Source organism: Flavobacterium sp. (assembly GCF_027483985.1).
In the GTDB taxonomy this organism is placed as follows: Bacteria; Bacteroidota; Bacteroidia; order Flavobacteriales; family Flavobacteriaceae; genus Flavobacterium.
Window position 1 is genome coordinate 81,606 of the sequence record NZ_JAIXTJ010000017.1, and the last position, 15,136, is coordinate 96,741.

Annotated in this window: 16 protein-coding genes; 8 read left to right on the forward strand and 8 right to left on the reverse strand. The window is 30.8% G+C overall.

Annotated features, from left to right (window positions below):
- Positions 1 to 67 precede the first annotated feature (67 nt).
- Positions 68 to 745 carry a glycosyltransferase gene (locus Q0050_RS03165; protein ID WP_298392556.1) on the reverse strand — a complete coding sequence of 226 codons (678 nt, stop codon included), beginning with the start codon at positions 743 to 745 and terminating at the stop codon, positions 68 to 70.
- Positions 746 to 802: 57 nt separating this feature from the next.
- Here Q0050_RS03165 and Q0050_RS03170 point away from each other — a divergent pair, with 57 nt between their 5' ends.
- Complete coding sequence (locus Q0050_RS03170) at positions 803 to 1,540, forward strand: glycosyltransferase family 2 protein (RefSeq protein ID WP_298392557.1); 738 nt, start codon at positions 803 to 805, stop codon at positions 1,538 to 1,540.
- 1 nt (position 1,541) lies between these two features.
- On the opposite strand, the gene Q0050_RS03175 is transcribed toward Q0050_RS03170, so the two are convergent.
- Positions 1,542 to 2,255 (reverse strand): polysaccharide deacetylase family protein, encoded by a 714-nt coding sequence (locus Q0050_RS03175; protein WP_298392558.1) that lies wholly within the window; start codon positions 2,253 to 2,255, stop codon positions 1,542 to 1,544.
- Positions 2,256 to 2,320: 65 nt separating this feature from the next.
- Between Q0050_RS03175 and Q0050_RS03180 the strand changes: the two genes are divergently transcribed.
- Genes Q0050_RS03180 through Q0050_RS03195 form a run of 4 tightly spaced genes read left to right on the forward strand, consistent with a single transcriptional unit; the run spans position 2,321 to position 6,179 of the window.
- Positions 2,321 to 3,088 (forward strand): glycosyltransferase family 2 protein, encoded by a 768-nt coding sequence (locus Q0050_RS03180; protein WP_298392559.1) that lies wholly within the window; start codon positions 2,321 to 2,323, stop codon positions 3,086 to 3,088.
- A gap of 15 nt (positions 3,089 to 3,103) precedes the next feature.
- Positions 3,104 to 4,024 carry a glycosyltransferase family 2 protein gene (locus Q0050_RS03185; RefSeq protein ID WP_298392560.1) on the forward strand — a complete coding sequence of 307 codons (921 nt, stop codon included), beginning with the start codon at positions 3,104 to 3,106 and terminating at the stop codon, positions 4,022 to 4,024.
- Positions 4,021 to 4,971: a lipopolysaccharide core biosynthesis protein rfaS gene (locus Q0050_RS03190; RefSeq protein WP_298392561.1), complete on the forward strand. Its 951-nt coding sequence runs from the start codon at positions 4,021 to 4,023 to the stop codon at positions 4,969 to 4,971. Before Q0050_RS03185 ends, Q0050_RS03190 begins: the two co-directional genes overlap by 4 nt.
- Positions 4,972 to 4,982: 11 nt before the next feature.
- On the forward strand, positions 4,983 to 6,179 hold the full coding sequence (locus Q0050_RS03195; RefSeq protein ID WP_298392562.1) for a glycosyltransferase family 4 protein: 1,197 nt from the start codon (positions 4,983 to 4,985) through the stop codon (positions 6,177 to 6,179).
- Here the strand turns inward: Q0050_RS03195 and Q0050_RS03200 are convergent.
- The 6 genes from Q0050_RS03200 to Q0050_RS03225 are packed head-to-tail and all read right to left on the reverse strand — an operon-like array spanning position 6,176 to position 11,812.
- Complete coding sequence (locus tag Q0050_RS03200; RefSeq protein WP_298392563.1) at positions 6,176 to 7,018, reverse strand: glycosyltransferase family 2 protein; 843 nt, start codon at positions 7,016 to 7,018, stop codon at positions 6,176 to 6,178. The genes Q0050_RS03195 and Q0050_RS03200 overlap by 4 nt on opposite strands.
- A 6-nt stretch (positions 7,019 to 7,024) precedes the next feature.
- Positions 7,025 to 7,954 carry a GDP-L-fucose synthase gene (locus tag Q0050_RS03205; protein ID WP_298392564.1) on the reverse strand — a complete coding sequence of 310 codons (930 nt, stop codon included), beginning with the start codon at positions 7,952 to 7,954 and terminating at the stop codon, positions 7,025 to 7,027.
- Between the two features lie 6 nt (positions 7,955 to 7,960).
- Positions 7,961 to 9,052: a GDP-mannose 4,6-dehydratase gene (gene gmd, locus Q0050_RS03210; protein WP_298392565.1), complete on the reverse strand. Its 1,092-nt coding sequence runs from the start codon at positions 9,050 to 9,052 to the stop codon at positions 7,961 to 7,963.
- 12 nt (positions 9,053 to 9,064) lie between these two features.
- On the reverse strand, positions 9,065 to 10,228 hold the full coding sequence (locus tag Q0050_RS03215) for a DegT/DnrJ/EryC1/StrS aminotransferase family protein (RefSeq protein ID WP_298392566.1): 1,164 nt from the start codon (positions 10,226 to 10,228) through the stop codon (positions 9,065 to 9,067).
- 2 nt (positions 10,229 to 10,230) lie between these two features.
- Complete coding sequence (locus Q0050_RS03220; RefSeq protein WP_298392567.1) at positions 10,231 to 11,031, reverse strand: glycosyltransferase family 2 protein; 801 nt, start codon at positions 11,029 to 11,031, stop codon at positions 10,231 to 10,233.
- A complete protein-coding gene (locus Q0050_RS03225; RefSeq protein ID WP_298392568.1) occupies positions 11,024 to 11,812 on the reverse strand; it encodes an NAD(P)-dependent oxidoreductase in 789 nt (262 codons plus the stop codon). The genes Q0050_RS03220 and Q0050_RS03225 overlap by 8 nt, the downstream gene beginning before the upstream one ends.
- A 171-nt stretch (positions 11,813 to 11,983) precedes the next feature.
- On the opposite strand from Q0050_RS03225, the gene Q0050_RS03230 reads away from it, so the two are divergent.
- The 3 genes from Q0050_RS03230 (at position 11,984) to Q0050_RS03240 (ending at position 15,120) form a co-directional block, all read left to right on the forward strand.
- Positions 11,984 to 12,553 (forward strand): L-threonylcarbamoyladenylate synthase, encoded by a 570-nt coding sequence (locus tag Q0050_RS03230; RefSeq protein ID WP_298392569.1) that lies wholly within the window; start codon positions 11,984 to 11,986, stop codon positions 12,551 to 12,553.
- Between the two features lie 55 nt (positions 12,554 to 12,608).
- Complete coding sequence (locus Q0050_RS03235) at positions 12,609 to 14,033, forward strand: HD domain-containing protein (RefSeq protein WP_298392570.1); 1,425 nt, start codon at positions 12,609 to 12,611, stop codon at positions 14,031 to 14,033.
- A 67-nt stretch (positions 14,034 to 14,100) separates the two neighbouring features.
- Positions 14,101 to 15,120 carry a heme A synthase gene (locus tag Q0050_RS03240; RefSeq protein WP_298392571.1) on the forward strand — a complete coding sequence of 340 codons (1,020 nt, stop codon included), beginning with the start codon at positions 14,101 to 14,103 and terminating at the stop codon, positions 15,118 to 15,120.
- Positions 15,121 to 15,136: the final 16 nt, after the last annotated feature.

Genomic DNA, 15,136 nt, shown 5'->3' on the forward strand with positions numbered 1-15,136 from the left:
ATTTATTTATTTCCAAATATAAAGAATATTCTTTTTAAAATGATTGCAATCCAAATGGAACTTTTTCTTATTGTTTTGGTTTTAAAAGTACGCTTTTACATCGAATACTTTTTGATTTCAACTCGATGGCATTGAAATCACTATTTTTAAAATTACTAAAATTTTTGATTTTCATAAAATCTGACTTCCAACCTGATAAATTTTCTAGTGAAATATCATTTTTAGAGAACATCATATCAAAAAAAGTATTCCATAAACCACTGTAAGAAGCTTTAAAACTTTTTACGAAAGTCAGTCCATTAGATTGTAACCATTTGAAATTGAAACAATCCGAAGCATATAAAATTTCCTTAGTAATTGCCGTTTCTGTCGACTTATCAATTGAAATAAAACTTCCGTTTAAATAACAACCTTCTACCCTATTTTTTATATGTTCTTCTACAAAATCTGGTCTAGCAATACAATCAGATGTAGTAAATAAAATGTAATTTGTTGTCGATTTTTCAACAGCATTTTTCAAAAAATCTTCCTTTGCATTTTCAGAATTGCTATCCAAATAAATTATAGGAAAAAAAACTTCTTTCGCTATGGATGTAATTGATTTTGAAATAGTTTCATCATAATTTTGATTTACTATTATCATTTCGAAATTTCTAAAAGCTTGAGTATTATAACTCCAAATTGCTTTTTTTAGCAACTCTGAATTGTTGTTAACTACTACTATTACTGAAATATTCTTTTGCATAATTCGGCAAAGGTAACCTAATTTTATTAAATTTGTGCTTACTAAAAAGCAAAATTAATGACTACACTTTCGGTAATAATTCCCACTTACAATGAAATTGACTACATCGATGATGCTTTAAAGTCAGTGGAATTCGCCAACGAAATTATAGTCATAGATTCCTTTAGTGAAGATGGAACAAAAGAAAAAGCATTGGAATATGGTTGCAAAGTTTTGGAACGAAAATTTGATAACTTTTCAAATCAAAAAAACCACGCTATATCATATGCAACTGGTGACTGGATTTTGTTTATTGATGCCGACGAACGCGTTTCTCAAAAATTAAAAACCGAAATTGTTAGCGTTATAGAACAAGGCAAACACGCAGGTTATAAACTGAGTTTTCCGCATTTTTATATGAATCGTTTTCTATATCACAAAGTGGATAAAGTAGTGCGATTGGTTAAAAATAAAAATGTAAAATTTACTGGTGACGTTCACGAAAAATTACACGTTGAAGGAAGCATTGGAAGTTTAAAAAATTTTATGATTCACTACACCTACAAAGGTTTGTTTCATCTTATCAAGAAAAAAGATTCTTACTCGTGGTTTCAGGCTAATACTTCGCTTAAAAAAGGAAAAAAAGTAACCATTTTTCATCTGTTTTTTAAACCTTTGTACCGATTTTTCTCTTCTTACATTCTTAAAAGAGGTTTTCTTGATGGTGTTCCTGGATTGGCTTTAGCTAGTATAAATGCCTATGGTGTTTTTTCAAGATACGTTAAAATGATGTTGCTAGAAAGAAACATTAAATAGTTTAAAATAAACTCAATTTTCCTAGTTTTAATTTCCATTTGAATTTTAGCAAACTATCTTGTCCTTTGACGTCAATGCGATGAATTTCATACTTATTTTTTAACGGAAAATTATTTACTCTATTTCCAATTCTGAAAGCCATTTTGATTCCGTTCTTTTCTAAAGTAGAAAAAAACAATGCCTTTCGAATTCCTTTTTTGGGATAATTTCCATAAGGATAAGCTAATGACGGATAAACTGTTAAACCGTTTTGAGTAATATAATCGAATGATTTTTCTAAATCTAGAATCACTTGTTGTTCCTCTAACTCGGTATATTTTTTGTGGTAAAAAGAATGATGACCCAACTCAATTAGCGATGCATCTAATGCTTTAAGTTGTTCAATTGTCATAATTTTTTCAGAACCATTATTCCACAAATCGCTTTTTCCAACATAAGAAAACGGAATAAAAAACGTTGCTTTACAATCATACTTTTTCAATAACGGCAAGGCATACAACAGTTGATTTTCGGTCACATCATCAAATGTAATCACCACTGATTTGGAAGAAACATTTTTATCATCTTCTAAATCAGACACAAACAAAGTAGTATAATTGTTCTTTTTCAAAAAATCTAATTGTTCTTCAAACTTAGCTGCAGAAATCGTCAATCCAAAACTCAATTCATTGTTTAGAGTGACATTGTGGTACATTAAAACGGGTAATCTTGACACAATTATAATTTTGAAATAGTATTGGTGTAAAAATATTATATTTGTCTCATATTTCATCAATTTATATGTCTGAAAATAACGCTATACCCAAAATAACTGCCTTAGCCATTACTTTTAATGAAGAAGTTAACGTAAAAAGATATGTTGAAAGCTTGTCTTTTGCTGATGAAATCCTATTCGTAGATTCAATAAGTAGTGATGCAACTATAGAAATTGCAAAAAATTGCGGTGTAAAAGTTATGGAACGCAAATTTACTAACTTTTCGGAGCAACGAAATTATGCTATTAGTCAAGCTAAAAATGATTGGATTGTTTTTTTTGACCTCGATGAAATTTTAACAAAAGAGCTAGAGAACGAAATTCAAGAAACTGTTGCAAATCCTGGAGAAAATGTGGCCTTTTTTGTGAAAAGAAATTTCTTTTTTATGGGAAGACACATCCATTTTGGCGGATGGCAAAGCGATAAAGCTGTTCGATTATTCAACAAAAAGTTTTGCCAATACAACGGTTTGGTTCACGAAGAAGTTAAAGCTAACGGTTCGATTGGAATATTGAAAAACAAATTAAATCATTATAGCTACAAGAATTTTGATAACTATAATGATAAGTTGAATTTATATAGCAAATTACAAGCAGAAAACCTGTATAACAAGAAAAGAAAACCCAACGCTTATCATTTTATTTTCAGACCATTGTACCGCTTTTTGTGGCAGTACTTCTTCCGTTTGGGAATACTTGACGGAAAAGAAGGTTTCATATTAGCTTACGTACACGCTTTCTCAGTATTTAAAAGATATTTACAACTTTGGATGCTCTATAGAAAAATTGATTAATAAAACCAAAAACCAATGTTTGATATAGCCGCCATAATCATAAACTACAACTCTAGCAAACTTACACAAGAATGCATTGAAAGTATTGTAAACAAAACCTCAACAAGTTTGAATTATCAAATAATTGTTGTTGATAATTGTAGTCAATTAGATGATTATAAATCACTTGAAGAATTTTGTAATTCACATTCATTCAAAAATCTTCAACTAGTTAGAAGTAAAATCAATACTGGTTTTGGCGCCGGAAATATGACTGGCTATCAATATGCCAAAGCCAATTATGTTGCTTTTGTAAACAACGATACTTTGTTTTTAAATGATTGTTTTTCTATTTTAAAAGCAGCTATTGAAAAAGACGAAACTATTGCTATGGTTGGTGGTCAATCGTTTACAGAAACAGGCAAAAGAATGGTCGCATTTGATCATTTTGCGTCTATAACAAAAGAACTTTTTGGTAGAGATTTTCTTGAAAAAACAAATCCGAATAAATATCCAAAAAGAAAATTAGAGTATACTAATCCTCAGAAAGTAAACTATGTTCAAGGAAGTTTTATGTTTACAAGAACTAAAGATTTCAACGAAGTTGGCGGTTTTGACACTAATCTATTTCTTTATTATGAAGAAACCGATTTGTGTATGCGATTAGAAAAAATAGGAAAATCGTGTTATTTAATTCCGGAAGCACAATATGTTCACTATCACGGAGCGAGTACGCCACAAAGTATTACTATAAAAACTGAACTAAAAATTTCTCTACTTTATATTATTAGAAAGCATTATGGTTATTTAAGTTACTGGTTTTTATTGAATTACTTACGAATCAATTACCTTTTCAGTACGTTATTTAAACCCAAATATTGGTATTTGTTAAAAGTGCTTATTGCTGGCGCACCGCTTTCAAAATCATTAAAAACTAAACAACAAATTGTCGAATGAAAGTGCTTTTTATGTGTCCGGATTATTTCGGAATTTATAAGGTAATTCAAAAGGAACTACAGAGTGATAGCACTTGTGAACTAACGTCAGTAATTTTTGAAGATTACCAATACAAAAGTTCTCTACAAAAAATTCAAAACTTTTTAGCCAAAACTTTTTTAAAGAAAAATTTAAAAAAAATATGGGCGAGCAAAGAACGAATTAGCACAATTGCTAAAGATGATTATTTTGATTTTTTGTTTGTAATATGTCCCGATTTTTTACTTAACGATGAATTGCAATACGTAACTGAGCGCGCAAAAAAAAGAGCAGTTTATTTTTGGGATAGCTTTGATAATATTCCGCGATACGAAAGAACGTTGCCTTTTTTTGATGTAAAATACAGCTTTGAACCTAAAGATGTTGAAAAATATCAGTTAAAACAGTTAACCAATTTCTATTTTAATACAACAAGAAATCCTGCTCCAAAAAACGATGTTTTCTTTATTGGAACTCTTGATGAACGTATTGATTTAATTAAAAAAATATTGAATTCGGTAGAAAAACTTGGTAAAACAGCAAAGGTATTTTTACAAACAAAAAATGAAAATGCTGCAAAAATTCATCCATCAAATAGCATTGAATTCATCAGAAAAGCAATTCCATTTGAAGAAAGTGAAAAAATCTACCACGATTCTAAAATCATCTTAGATGTGCAGAAGACGATTCAAAAAGGTCTTACTTTCAGAGTATTTGACGCTATGGGAAAAGGAAAAAAATTGATCACTACTAATGAAGATATTGTAAACTATGATTTTTATAATTCCAATAATATTTTTATATGGAAAAATGACACCGAGGCAATTCCAGAATCCTTTTTTAATTCACCTTATGAAGAATTGCCAACTGATATCTATGAAAAATACAGCATAAAAAATTGGGTAAATACCATTTTTGAAACTAAATAACAACAAAGAAAATGACCATTTTACTTTTAACAAGAGAATACAAGCACGATAAATTACCAACGTGTGGCGGAACAGGAAGTTTTATGGCTAATATGGCACGAGAATTGGTTAAAAAAGAACACCAAGTTTATGTCCTTGGTATTAACAAATCGTCGGTTAATTTTGTGGATAATGGTGTAACTGTTTGTTTCAAGAAAAACATTTTTAGAAGAAATCCAGTTGTAAATTTTTTCAGATCATTGTCAAAAAAAAGTCCTCTTTTGCAATGGTTGCATTTCAAAATTCATAGATATGAAAAAAAAGATGTTTCTAAAATAGTTACTAATTTTATAAACAAAAATAATTTAGAAATTGATATTCTAGAAACTCACGATTTTGAAGGACTTTATTTATACCTAAATACTTCTTTTCCTCTAGTAGTTAGATGTCACGGATCATTTTCGGTGTTAGAACATTTTTTTAACTACAAAGGCGTTGAAGCAGGAAAGAAACATTGTGAGAAATTAGCATTTAAGAAAGCTAAAAATATTATTTCTATTTCGGAGTTTTCAGAACAAATGAATCGCGAATTATTCGGTATAAATAATTTCAAACGTATTTATAATGGCATTGACACAACTGTTTATAAAATAGCTGAAAACCAAGTAATAATTCCGAAATCCATATTTTATTTTGGAACTGTTGCCTATGAAAAAGGAGCTGATATTGCGCTACAAATTTTGATTAAAACCATTCAATCAGAACCAAATACTTGCCTACATTTCATCGGAACAGAAAATCAAAATCATAAAATAGCACTTCAAAAAATAATTGAAGAACATCAACTTGAAGACAAAGTAACATTTTATGGATTTCAAAAAACACAAAATCTTATTTCCTTATTAGCTCAAGCTGAAGTCGTAATTTTTCCTTCGACAGGCGAAACATTTGGCTTGGCTTTGTGCGAAGCAATGGCATTAAGCAAGGTTGTTATTGCCTCAAATATTCCTTCTTTTAATGAAATAATTACATCTGGTGAAAATGGCTATATCGTAGATAACGTTGAGGAATATTGTGATGTTATACTAAAAACATTTTCTGATACAAATGAAGCAAATAGAATAAAATCAAATGCTAGAAAGTCAATTATGGAACGTTTCAGTCAAGAAAAAATGATTGAAGAAACCGTCAACTATTATGAAAAAGTCATTACCGAATTTAAAAATTAGATTTTAGTAATGTACCTTTTTATTTTTATTTTTGGTTGAAACAAAAGCAACAAACTCATCCATCCTTTTAGTAAAGTAAATTTAAATTTATTACTTTTTATAGCTTGATATTGCTTAAAACGTTGCGAGTTTCCATCTTTCAAAACTTTAATATCTTCTAGTAGTAATGGAAAATGCGTTTCGAAAACTTGTTGTTTTTCTGCTTCAATTTTAAGCAGATTTTCCTTCACACTTGACATTCCGCTATTATCAAAATTTGAAATAACAAAATCTAAATGTTTGTAGGAAACATTCATTTTACAAATACAATAAATGAAAAACTCCCAATCGGAAACGATCTTAAAATGTTCAGAATAATAAAAATGCGTATCAAACAACTCACGTTTAATAAAACTTGACGGATGCGGCAATGAATCACTTAAAAAATAGGTAAACGATAAAGTATTTGGCGGTGTCCACAATTGTGTATTGACTCCATTTAAGCTATAAATAAGATTTCCGTAATAAATTGCTGTATTTCCATCTAAATCCTTTGCTACTTTATCAATTATGGTGTTATCGATTAAGAAATCTCTGCTATTTAAAAACATAACATAGTCACCTTTGGCAGCTTTGATTCCTTTGTTCATAGCGTTATAAACTCCAGAATCTTTTTCTGAAATCAAATAAGCTAGTTTATCTGAATTTTGCTCGAGAAACTCTTTACTTCCATCAGTACTTCCGCCATCAATAACTATGTATTCAAAGTCTGTATTTGACTGACTAACAACACTATTATAGGTTTTTTCTAACCCAACTAAGTCGTTGTAATTAATGGTAATAATAGATATTTTAGTCATTATTCTTTATTTTACAGCCAAAAACTTCTCGTTATATACTTTGGTGATTCCTTCTCTTAATTCAATAGAATATCTCCAACCTAGATTGGTAAGCTTAGTAATATCGGTAAGTTTTCTTGGAGTTCCATTGGGTTTCGATTCATCAAAAACAATATCTCCTTCAAATCCTACAATATCTTTTATTAGATAAGCCAAATCCTTAATTGAAATCTCAACGCCAGTTCCAATGTTAACAAAACCTTTTTCATTGTAATGTTCCATTAAATAGACACAAGCATTAGCCATATCTGTTGCGTGAAGAAACTCTCTTAAAGGAGTTCCTGTTCCCCAAACCACTACATTATCTGAATTATTGATTTTAGCTTCGTGGAATTTTCTAATCAAAGCAGGTAAAACGTGCGAATTTTCTAAATCATAATTGTCGTTAAATCCGTAAAGATTGGTTGGCATTACAGATATAAAATTACAACCATATTGGTATCTGTAGGCATCACACATTTTTATACCCGAGATTTTAGCTATTGCATAAGGTTCATTAGTTTCCTCAAGAAGTCCTGTCAAAAGATAGTCTTCTTTCAAGGGTTGCGGTGCAAGTTTAGGATAAATACAAGTTGATCCTAAAAACAAAAGTTTTTTAACACCTGATTTGTAACTGTGATGGATCACATTGCTTTGAATGAGTATATTTTCATAGATAAAATCAGCTCTGTAGGTATTATTTGCAATAATGCCGCCAACTTTGGCTGCCGCTAAAAAAACATATTCCGGTTTTTCGATTTCAAAAAACTCAGCAACTTTGGCTTGATCTATTAAATTTAGTTCGCTTGAAGTTCGGGTTATAATATTAGTATAACCTTTACTTTTTAAGTCATTAACGATGGCGCTTCCAACCATTCCGCGATGACCAGCTACAAATATTTTTGAATTATGATTCATTAATTATTATGCTTTGTAATTCAATAAATATTTTTCTTTTTTAAAAATCTCTACATCGGCCTGAACCATTTCTTTCACCAACATATCTAGCGTATATTTTGGTGTCCATCCTAATTTAGTTTTGGCCTTCGTATTGTCGCCAATAAGCAAATCAACCTCAGTTGGTCTAAAATAAGTTGGATCAATTTGTAAAACTACTTGACCAATTTTAAACTGATAATCAGGATTAGAAGACGAAATCACAATTCCTTTTTCACCAACACCTTCGCCTTTGAATTCAAGTTCTACTCCTACTTCTCTGAAAGCCATTCTGATAAACTCTCTTACAGGCGTTGTAACACCTGTTGAAATTACAAAATCTTCTGGTTTATCTTGTTGTAACATCAACCACATTGCCTCAACATAGTCTTTTGCGTGACCCCAATCTCTTTGAGAGTCAATATTTCCCATATAAAGGGTTTCTTGCATTCCTAAAGCCATTTGAGCAACACCTCTAGTAATTTTTCTGGTTACAAAAGTTTCACCTCTTAACGGACTTTCGTGATTAAAAAGAATACCATTACACGCATACATATCATAAGCTTCTCTGTAATTGACAGTAATCCAGTAAGCGTACATTTTAGCTACAGCATAAGGTGAACGCGGATAAAATGGTGTTGTTTCCTTTTGCGGAACTTCTTGAACCAAACCATATAATTCTGAAGTTGACGCTTGATAAATTCTTGTTTTTTTAGTCAATCCAAGTAATCTTACAGCATCTAGAATTCTTAATGTTCCAATTCCATCCGTATTAGCGGTATATTCTGGTACATCAAAACTTACTTTTACATGACTCATTGCACCTAAATTATAAATTTCATCAGGCTGAATTTCTTGAATGATTCTAATCAAATTAGTAGAATCACTTAAATCACCATAATGCAATTTAAATTTTTGATTATCAATATGCGGATCTTCATAAAGATGGTCAATTCTTTGCGTATTAAACAAAGAACTTCTTCTTTTTACTCCGTGTACCATATAACCTTTTGACAATAATAATTCGGCTAAATAAGCTCCATCTTGTCCTGTAATTCCTGTAATTAATGCTACTTTCATTATGATTTTATTTTAGAAAAACTTAGGAATTGCAACTTCCATAAATTTCTCTGTTACAAATTTAATTTTTTCTTCGTTGATGTAAAGGTGGTTTGGTAGGTAAAGACCGTAATCGTGCACTATATCAGCAACTTCAAGTGGTGTATATCCAAATCGCTTTATCCAGAAGGGTTGTTTTCCCATTGAACCACAAATTAAAGGTCTAACTTCAATGTCGTTTTTCTTTAAATGGTTAAAAACCTCTACTCTATTTTCTACAATTGTTCCGAAGGCAAAACTCGATAATTGATTGTATTGACTTTCTTGGCTCCAAAATTTGTCACCCAAGTACTTCTTGTATAATTTAAAATTTTCTTCTCTTACTTTCGTGATTTCGTCCATTTTAGTCAGCTGACTTATTCCTAAAAAGGCATTTAAGTCTGTTGAACGCAAATTAAATCCAGGATAATAGAAAGTATAAAACTCTCTAACCTCATCAATATTGAAGGTTTCTTTCCATTCGTTTTTAAAATTACTATCAACATCTCTTGACCAACCGTGCGAACGAATAGACAACATTAAATTATAAAGTTTAGTATCATTGGTAGTCACAGCACCACCTTCGATAGTAGAAATGTGGTGACCATAGTAAAATGAAAACGAACCTGCTAAAGATAAATTTCCAGCTTTTCTTCCGTCAGTATTTGATGTACCAAGTGCTTCGCAGGCATCTTCAATTAACAAAACATCATATTTTTGACACAATTTGGTAATTGCATCCATATCGTTAAGATGTGCTAGTACGTGAACAATAATTAACAAGGCTGGTTTTTCTTTGATGAAAAGTTCTTCAAGCATAGCAACATCTAAACCTAAACTCTTTTTATCACTATCACATAATAAAACATCAAATCCGAATTGCAAAAAAGGAGAAAGTGTTGTAATCCAACTTATTGCTGGTACAACAACTTTTTTGTTTTTTAGATAATTTCCTTCTAGTAAGGAATAAGCCATTAATAAATTGGCTGATGAACCACTATTTACCATTACACAATGCTTAGTACCAGTGTAAGCAGCAAATTGTTTTTCAAATTCAACAACTAGTGGACCTTTTGTTAATTGAGGTGCACTCGGAATCCATTGGCTTAAAGCTACTAATTCTTCTTGAGTTATGGTATTTTCTGCTAATCTTATCATTTCTATTTTTTAATTTTAAATTTTTTGATCAATGAAAATAAATTGTATTCTTTAATGATTTTAGACAAATAAAAATACACTCTAGCGTCATTGTATGCGTTTTTAATTTTCTTCTGTTTTGAGGAATCCGACAAGGCATCAATTGTAATAGACTTATCGTGGGCTCTAAATATTGCTAATGGTTCGTTGATAAAACCATAAGACGGATAATCGATACAACTCATAATCGAAAACAAAATATCTGGACCAACACCGTGATATTCATTTTGAGTAAAAGGAACTTTCCCAACAAATAAATTATCTAAAAGCTGTTTTTTTCTAAAAATAACTGCACCTGGCGAAACCATATTGCTAGTACTAAACTTTAAAAAATTCTTAACTGGAAAAACTCCAGAAGCATTATTTAAATTGAATAAGTTATCGCTGTATTCTTTTTGATTTTCATAATATACTGTAGCATTTGAAAAAACAAATCCCACATTTTCGTCAAATAATTTAACACAATCTTCTATAAAATTAGGCTTTATCCAATCATCATCATAGTTAATATGAATCAAATCATTTGAACAATGCAAAATTCCATCCATCCAACAAAAATGAACACCCGAATCTAATGTTCTTCTAACATATTTAATTCTGTCGCCATATTTTTTAACAACTTCAGGTGTATTATCTGTACTACCATGATCGCATACTATAATTTCACACGCTTGTGTTTGCGCTAAGCACGAATCAATACATTCCACTAAATAATCAGCCCTATTGAATGTTGGTATTACTATGGAAACTTGTTTGTTAGTCATTTTTTAATATTGAATTTAATAAGGAAATATCGGCATTTAAATGGTTCACATTTTCAGTAGCATCAAAATCAAAATTTATTTTTTGAGGCGCTATTTTTTGTGCAAAATCAATAATTTTTATAGATTGACCAGAAGCTATATTGATAGTTCCTTCACAATTACCAAGAACTAATTTTATAATGATATCGCATACTTCTTCGGCATTTAAAAAATCTCTTGTTGAATTGGCTCCAAATAATTTGAAAGGTAATGATAAATCTTCCTCTTCAAATCGTTTTATCAAATTTGGATACAGAAATGGCGGTTTTTGTGAATGATGATAAAAACTAAAAATCCTTCCGATACACAAATTAATATTTGAATATTTCTTTTTGAAATCATTCAGAATCAGTTCCGACATCCACTTTGTAAGTCCGTATGAATTAATTGGACTAATAGCATCGGTTTCTTTAATTGCTGATGCTGAACTAGCATAAACGTGGCTTGAACTTGCATAAAAAAAGCCAATAGGTTGGTCATACTTTTTTATAGCTTTAACAAGATTTATGGTACCTGAAATGTTGATATCATAGGCTTCATCGATATTATTTTCAACATCAGAAACTGCAACTTTAGAAGCCAAATGAATAATATAATTTAACTTATTATCGCGAACCCAATTCAACACAGCCTTATCGTCTCGAATATCTGTAGTAAGTCTAGAAAAAGCTATATTTTGTTTTTCTAGTTTATCACAAATGATGCTGCCTAAAACACCTGTAGAGCCCGTAATACCTATCATTAAAATGCGAATTTTAAAATATCAATCAGAAAAACACATTTAAATTGTGATGTTTTTTCCAACAACAAAGATAATTTATTTAGCAAAAAAAACTAACGATTGAAGAAAATAAAGCAGTTTCACAAATTAAATAGTAAAGTTATATCTTTGCAATAAAGAAAACAAAGGTTTATGAGTGATATAAATACTGAAGTACACAATGCATATGAAGTTATAAAAAACGGCGGAATCATCCTTTATCCAACGGATACCGTTTGGGGAATTGGTTGTGATGCATCTAATGCGGAAGCAGTTGCGAAAATTTATGCATTAAAACAGCGCGACGATTCTAAAAGTATGATTGTATTAATGAATGGTGAAAAAATGATGTATAATGTTTTCAAAGAAATACCCGATGTTGCTTGGGAAATATGGGATTTATCCGAAAAACCTACTACTTTAATTTTAGATAACCCGAGAAATGTTGCAGAAAATGTAATTGCCGAGGATAAAACATTGGGCGTTAGATTGGTTAAAGAACCCTTTTGCTTTAAACTAATGGAACGAATGAAGCGACCATTGGTTTCGACATCAGCTAATATTTCGGGTATGTTTTCACCTAAAACTTTTAAAGAAATTAGTCCCGAAATTATTAATGGTGTTGACTATGTCGTAAATTTGCAACAAGATAAAGTTTGCAAAAATCCATCAACAATCATCAAACTTTCGTTAGATAATCAGGTTAAAATTATACGTAAATAGTTTGCAATCGCAGTCACAGTTTTCAGTTGATTAAACTGAAATTGAAATCATTACAATGAATTACACAAAAGCACTTACTAATCCTATTTTTAAAATTATTACTCAAGCCAGCCAAGAACTAAACGTTGAAAGTTTTGTCATTGGTGGATTTGTTCGTGATTACTTACTTGAACGAGATTTTAAAAAAGATATTGACATTGTCGCAGTTGGATCAGGAATTGACTTGGCGTTGAAAGTTTCTGAATTACTTCCAAACAAACCCAAAGTACAGGTTTTTAAGAACTATGGAACAGCAATGTTGCGTTTCAACGAAATTGATATCGAATTTGTTGGTGCGCGCAAAGAATCTTACAATCAAGATAGTCGTAATCCGATAGTTGAAAACGGAACTTTGGAAGACGATCAAAACCGACGTGATTTTACAATTAATGCTTTGGCTTTTTCTTTGAACGAAAACAACTATGGCGCATTAGTTGATCCGTTTAATGGACTCGTTGATTTGCAAAACAAGACCATTAAAACTCCTTTAAATCCAGATATTACTTATTCAGACGATCCTTTGCGAATGTTAAGAGGAATTCGATTTGCAACACAATTAAAATTTACTATTGAAGCCGAATCTCTTGAGGCCATAACTAGAAATAAGGAACGAATCAAAATCATTTCTGGCGAACGTATAGTTGATGAATTAAATAAAATTTTAGCGACTGATAAACCATCTATCGGATTTTTACTTTTGTATAAAACCGGACTTTTAGACCTCATTTTGCCAGAATTAACTGCGTTAAACAACGTTGAAGAAATTGAAGGACATACGCACAAAAATAATTTTTATCATACGTTAGAAGTTGTTGATAATATTTGCCCTCATACAGATGATGTGTGGTTGCGTTGGTCAGCATTATTGCACGACATTGGAAAAGCTCCAACAAAAAAATTCAACAAAAAACAAGGCTGGACGTTTCACGGTCACGAATTTTTGGGTGGTAAAATGACCAAGAAAATTTTTGAAAGATTACACATGCCTTTGAACAACAAACTAAAATTTGTTCAAAAAATGGTGACAATGAGTTCAAGACCAATTGTTTTGGCCGAAGATATTGTAACTGATTCTGCTGTTAGACGTTTGGTTTTTGATGCTGGAGAAGATGTCGATAATTTGATGACTTTGTGCGAAGCTGATATCACAACAAAAAATCCGAAGAAATTCAAAAAATACCACGATAACTTTGATATTGTTCGAAAGAAAATAATTGAGGTTGAAGAACGCGATCATGTTAGACAATTTCAACCACCAATATCAGGTGAAGAAATTATGGAACTATTCAATTTAAAACCTTCTAAAGAAATTGGAATGTTAAAGGAATCAGTTAAAGAAGCCATTTTAGATGGAAAAATTCCAAATGAATACCAAGCAGCTTTTGATTTTGTTATGAAAAAAGCAGCCAAAATGGGACTGCAAAAAACTAGTGAAAATTAATTGTAGATTAACTTTTGTTATAGTTTTCTAACAGAAACATTAAATAAATTTGCATAAAATTACAACGATGAAAAAATACTTCTTAAGATCTGCAACGATAGCTTTAATTCTTGTATATCTTGTTGTTTTTGCTGGTGCATTTGTGCGACTAACCGGCTCAGGAATGGGTTGTCCCGATTGGCCGAAGTGTTTTGGATATTACATTCCTCCAACTCAAGAAAAAGAGTTGTTATTTACTGCTGCCAAAGAGTATGATAAAGGTCAAGTAATCATTAAAGATGAATCCCTTTTAGTAGCCAAAAAAGATTTTATATCAAAAACCACTTTCGATGCATCGGATTGGGAATCATATACTAAACACGACTATGCCATTTTTAATCCATTACACACTTGGGTTGAATATATTAATCGCCTTTTTGGAGCATTAGCAGGAGTTGCTTGTATCATCACTTTTATTCTTTCGTTTTGGTATTGGAAAGAAAATAAAAAATTAATTGTCCTTACTTTTTTAGTTTGCGTCCTAATGGGATTTCAAGCTTGGTTGGGCAAAACTGTAGTTGATTCTGTTTTAAATCCGGTTAAAATTACAACTCATATGTTGGCTGCATTGCTGATAATAGCCTTTCAATTGATTACCATTTATGCTGTTAAAAAAGATAAACAATCACTGCTTTTTGATTCTAAATTCAATTGGTTTTTAATCCTATCATTGGTTTTAACATTGGTTCAGATTGTTCTTGGAACAAGTGTTCGCGAGCACGTAGACACCGTTTCAGAAACTGGTGCACCTGAAGTTTTATGGCTACAAAATCCAAGTATTTCTTTTTACATCCATAGAAGTTTTTCGATTATTGTTTTATTGGTTAATGGCTATTTATTCCTTAGAGTTAGAAAATTGAACTTAGGATTTGGCGCAATAAATTGGGTATTATTTTTACTTGTAATTGAAATTATTTCTGGAATTGCGATGTATTATTTTGACTTTCCTTTCGGAACGCAAACCATTCATATTGTTCTTGCAACACTGCTGTTTGGGGTTCAGTTTTATATGATTTTGCAATCTAATAGACAAAAAATCAAATTATAAAAGTATCTTTGCGCCC

Coding starts and splice junctions, on each gene's coding strand:
- Q0050_RS03165 (WP_298392556.1), bottom strand. CDS start 745: ATGCAAAAGAATATTTCAGTAATAGTAGTAGTTAACAACAATTCAGAG.
- Q0050_RS03170 (WP_298392557.1), top strand. CDS start 803: ATGACTACACTTTCGGTAATAATTCCCACTTACAATGAAATTGACTAC.
- Q0050_RS03180 (WP_298392559.1), top strand. CDS start 2,321: ATGTCTGAAAATAACGCTATACCCAAAATAACTGCCTTAGCCATTACT.
- Q0050_RS03185 (WP_298392560.1), top strand. CDS start 3,104: ATGTTTGATATAGCCGCCATAATCATAAACTACAACTCTAGCAAACTT.
- Q0050_RS03190 (WP_298392561.1), top strand. CDS start 4,021: ATGAAAGTGCTTTTTATGTGTCCGGATTATTTCGGAATTTATAAGGTA.
- Q0050_RS03195 (WP_298392562.1), top strand. CDS start 4,983: ATGACCATTTTACTTTTAACAAGAGAATACAAGCACGATAAATTACCA.
- Q0050_RS03200 (WP_298392563.1), bottom strand. CDS start 7,018: ATGACTAAAATATCTATTATTACCATTAATTACAACGACTTAGTTGGG.
- Q0050_RS03205 (WP_298392564.1), bottom strand. CDS start 7,954: ATGAATCATAATTCAAAAATATTTGTAGCTGGTCATCGCGGAATGGTT.
- gmd (WP_298392565.1), bottom strand. CDS start 9,052: ATGAAAGTAGCATTAATTACAGGAATTACAGGACAAGATGGAGCTTAT.
- Q0050_RS03215 (WP_298392566.1), bottom strand. CDS start 10,228: ATGATAAGATTAGCAGAAAATACCATAACTCAAGAAGAATTAGTAGCT.
- Q0050_RS03220 (WP_298392567.1), bottom strand. CDS start 11,031: ATGACTAACAAACAAGTTTCCATAGTAATACCAACATTCAATAGGGCT.
- Q0050_RS03225 (WP_298392568.1), bottom strand. CDS start 11,812: ATGATAGGTATTACGGGCTCTACAGGTGTTTTAGGCAGCATCATTTGT.
- Q0050_RS03230 (WP_298392569.1), top strand. CDS start 11,984: ATGAGTGATATAAATACTGAAGTACACAATGCATATGAAGTTATAAAA.
- Q0050_RS03235 (WP_298392570.1), top strand. CDS start 12,609: ATGAATTACACAAAAGCACTTACTAATCCTATTTTTAAAATTATTACT.
- Q0050_RS03240 (WP_298392571.1), top strand. CDS start 14,101: ATGAAAAAATACTTCTTAAGATCTGCAACGATAGCTTTAATTCTTGTA.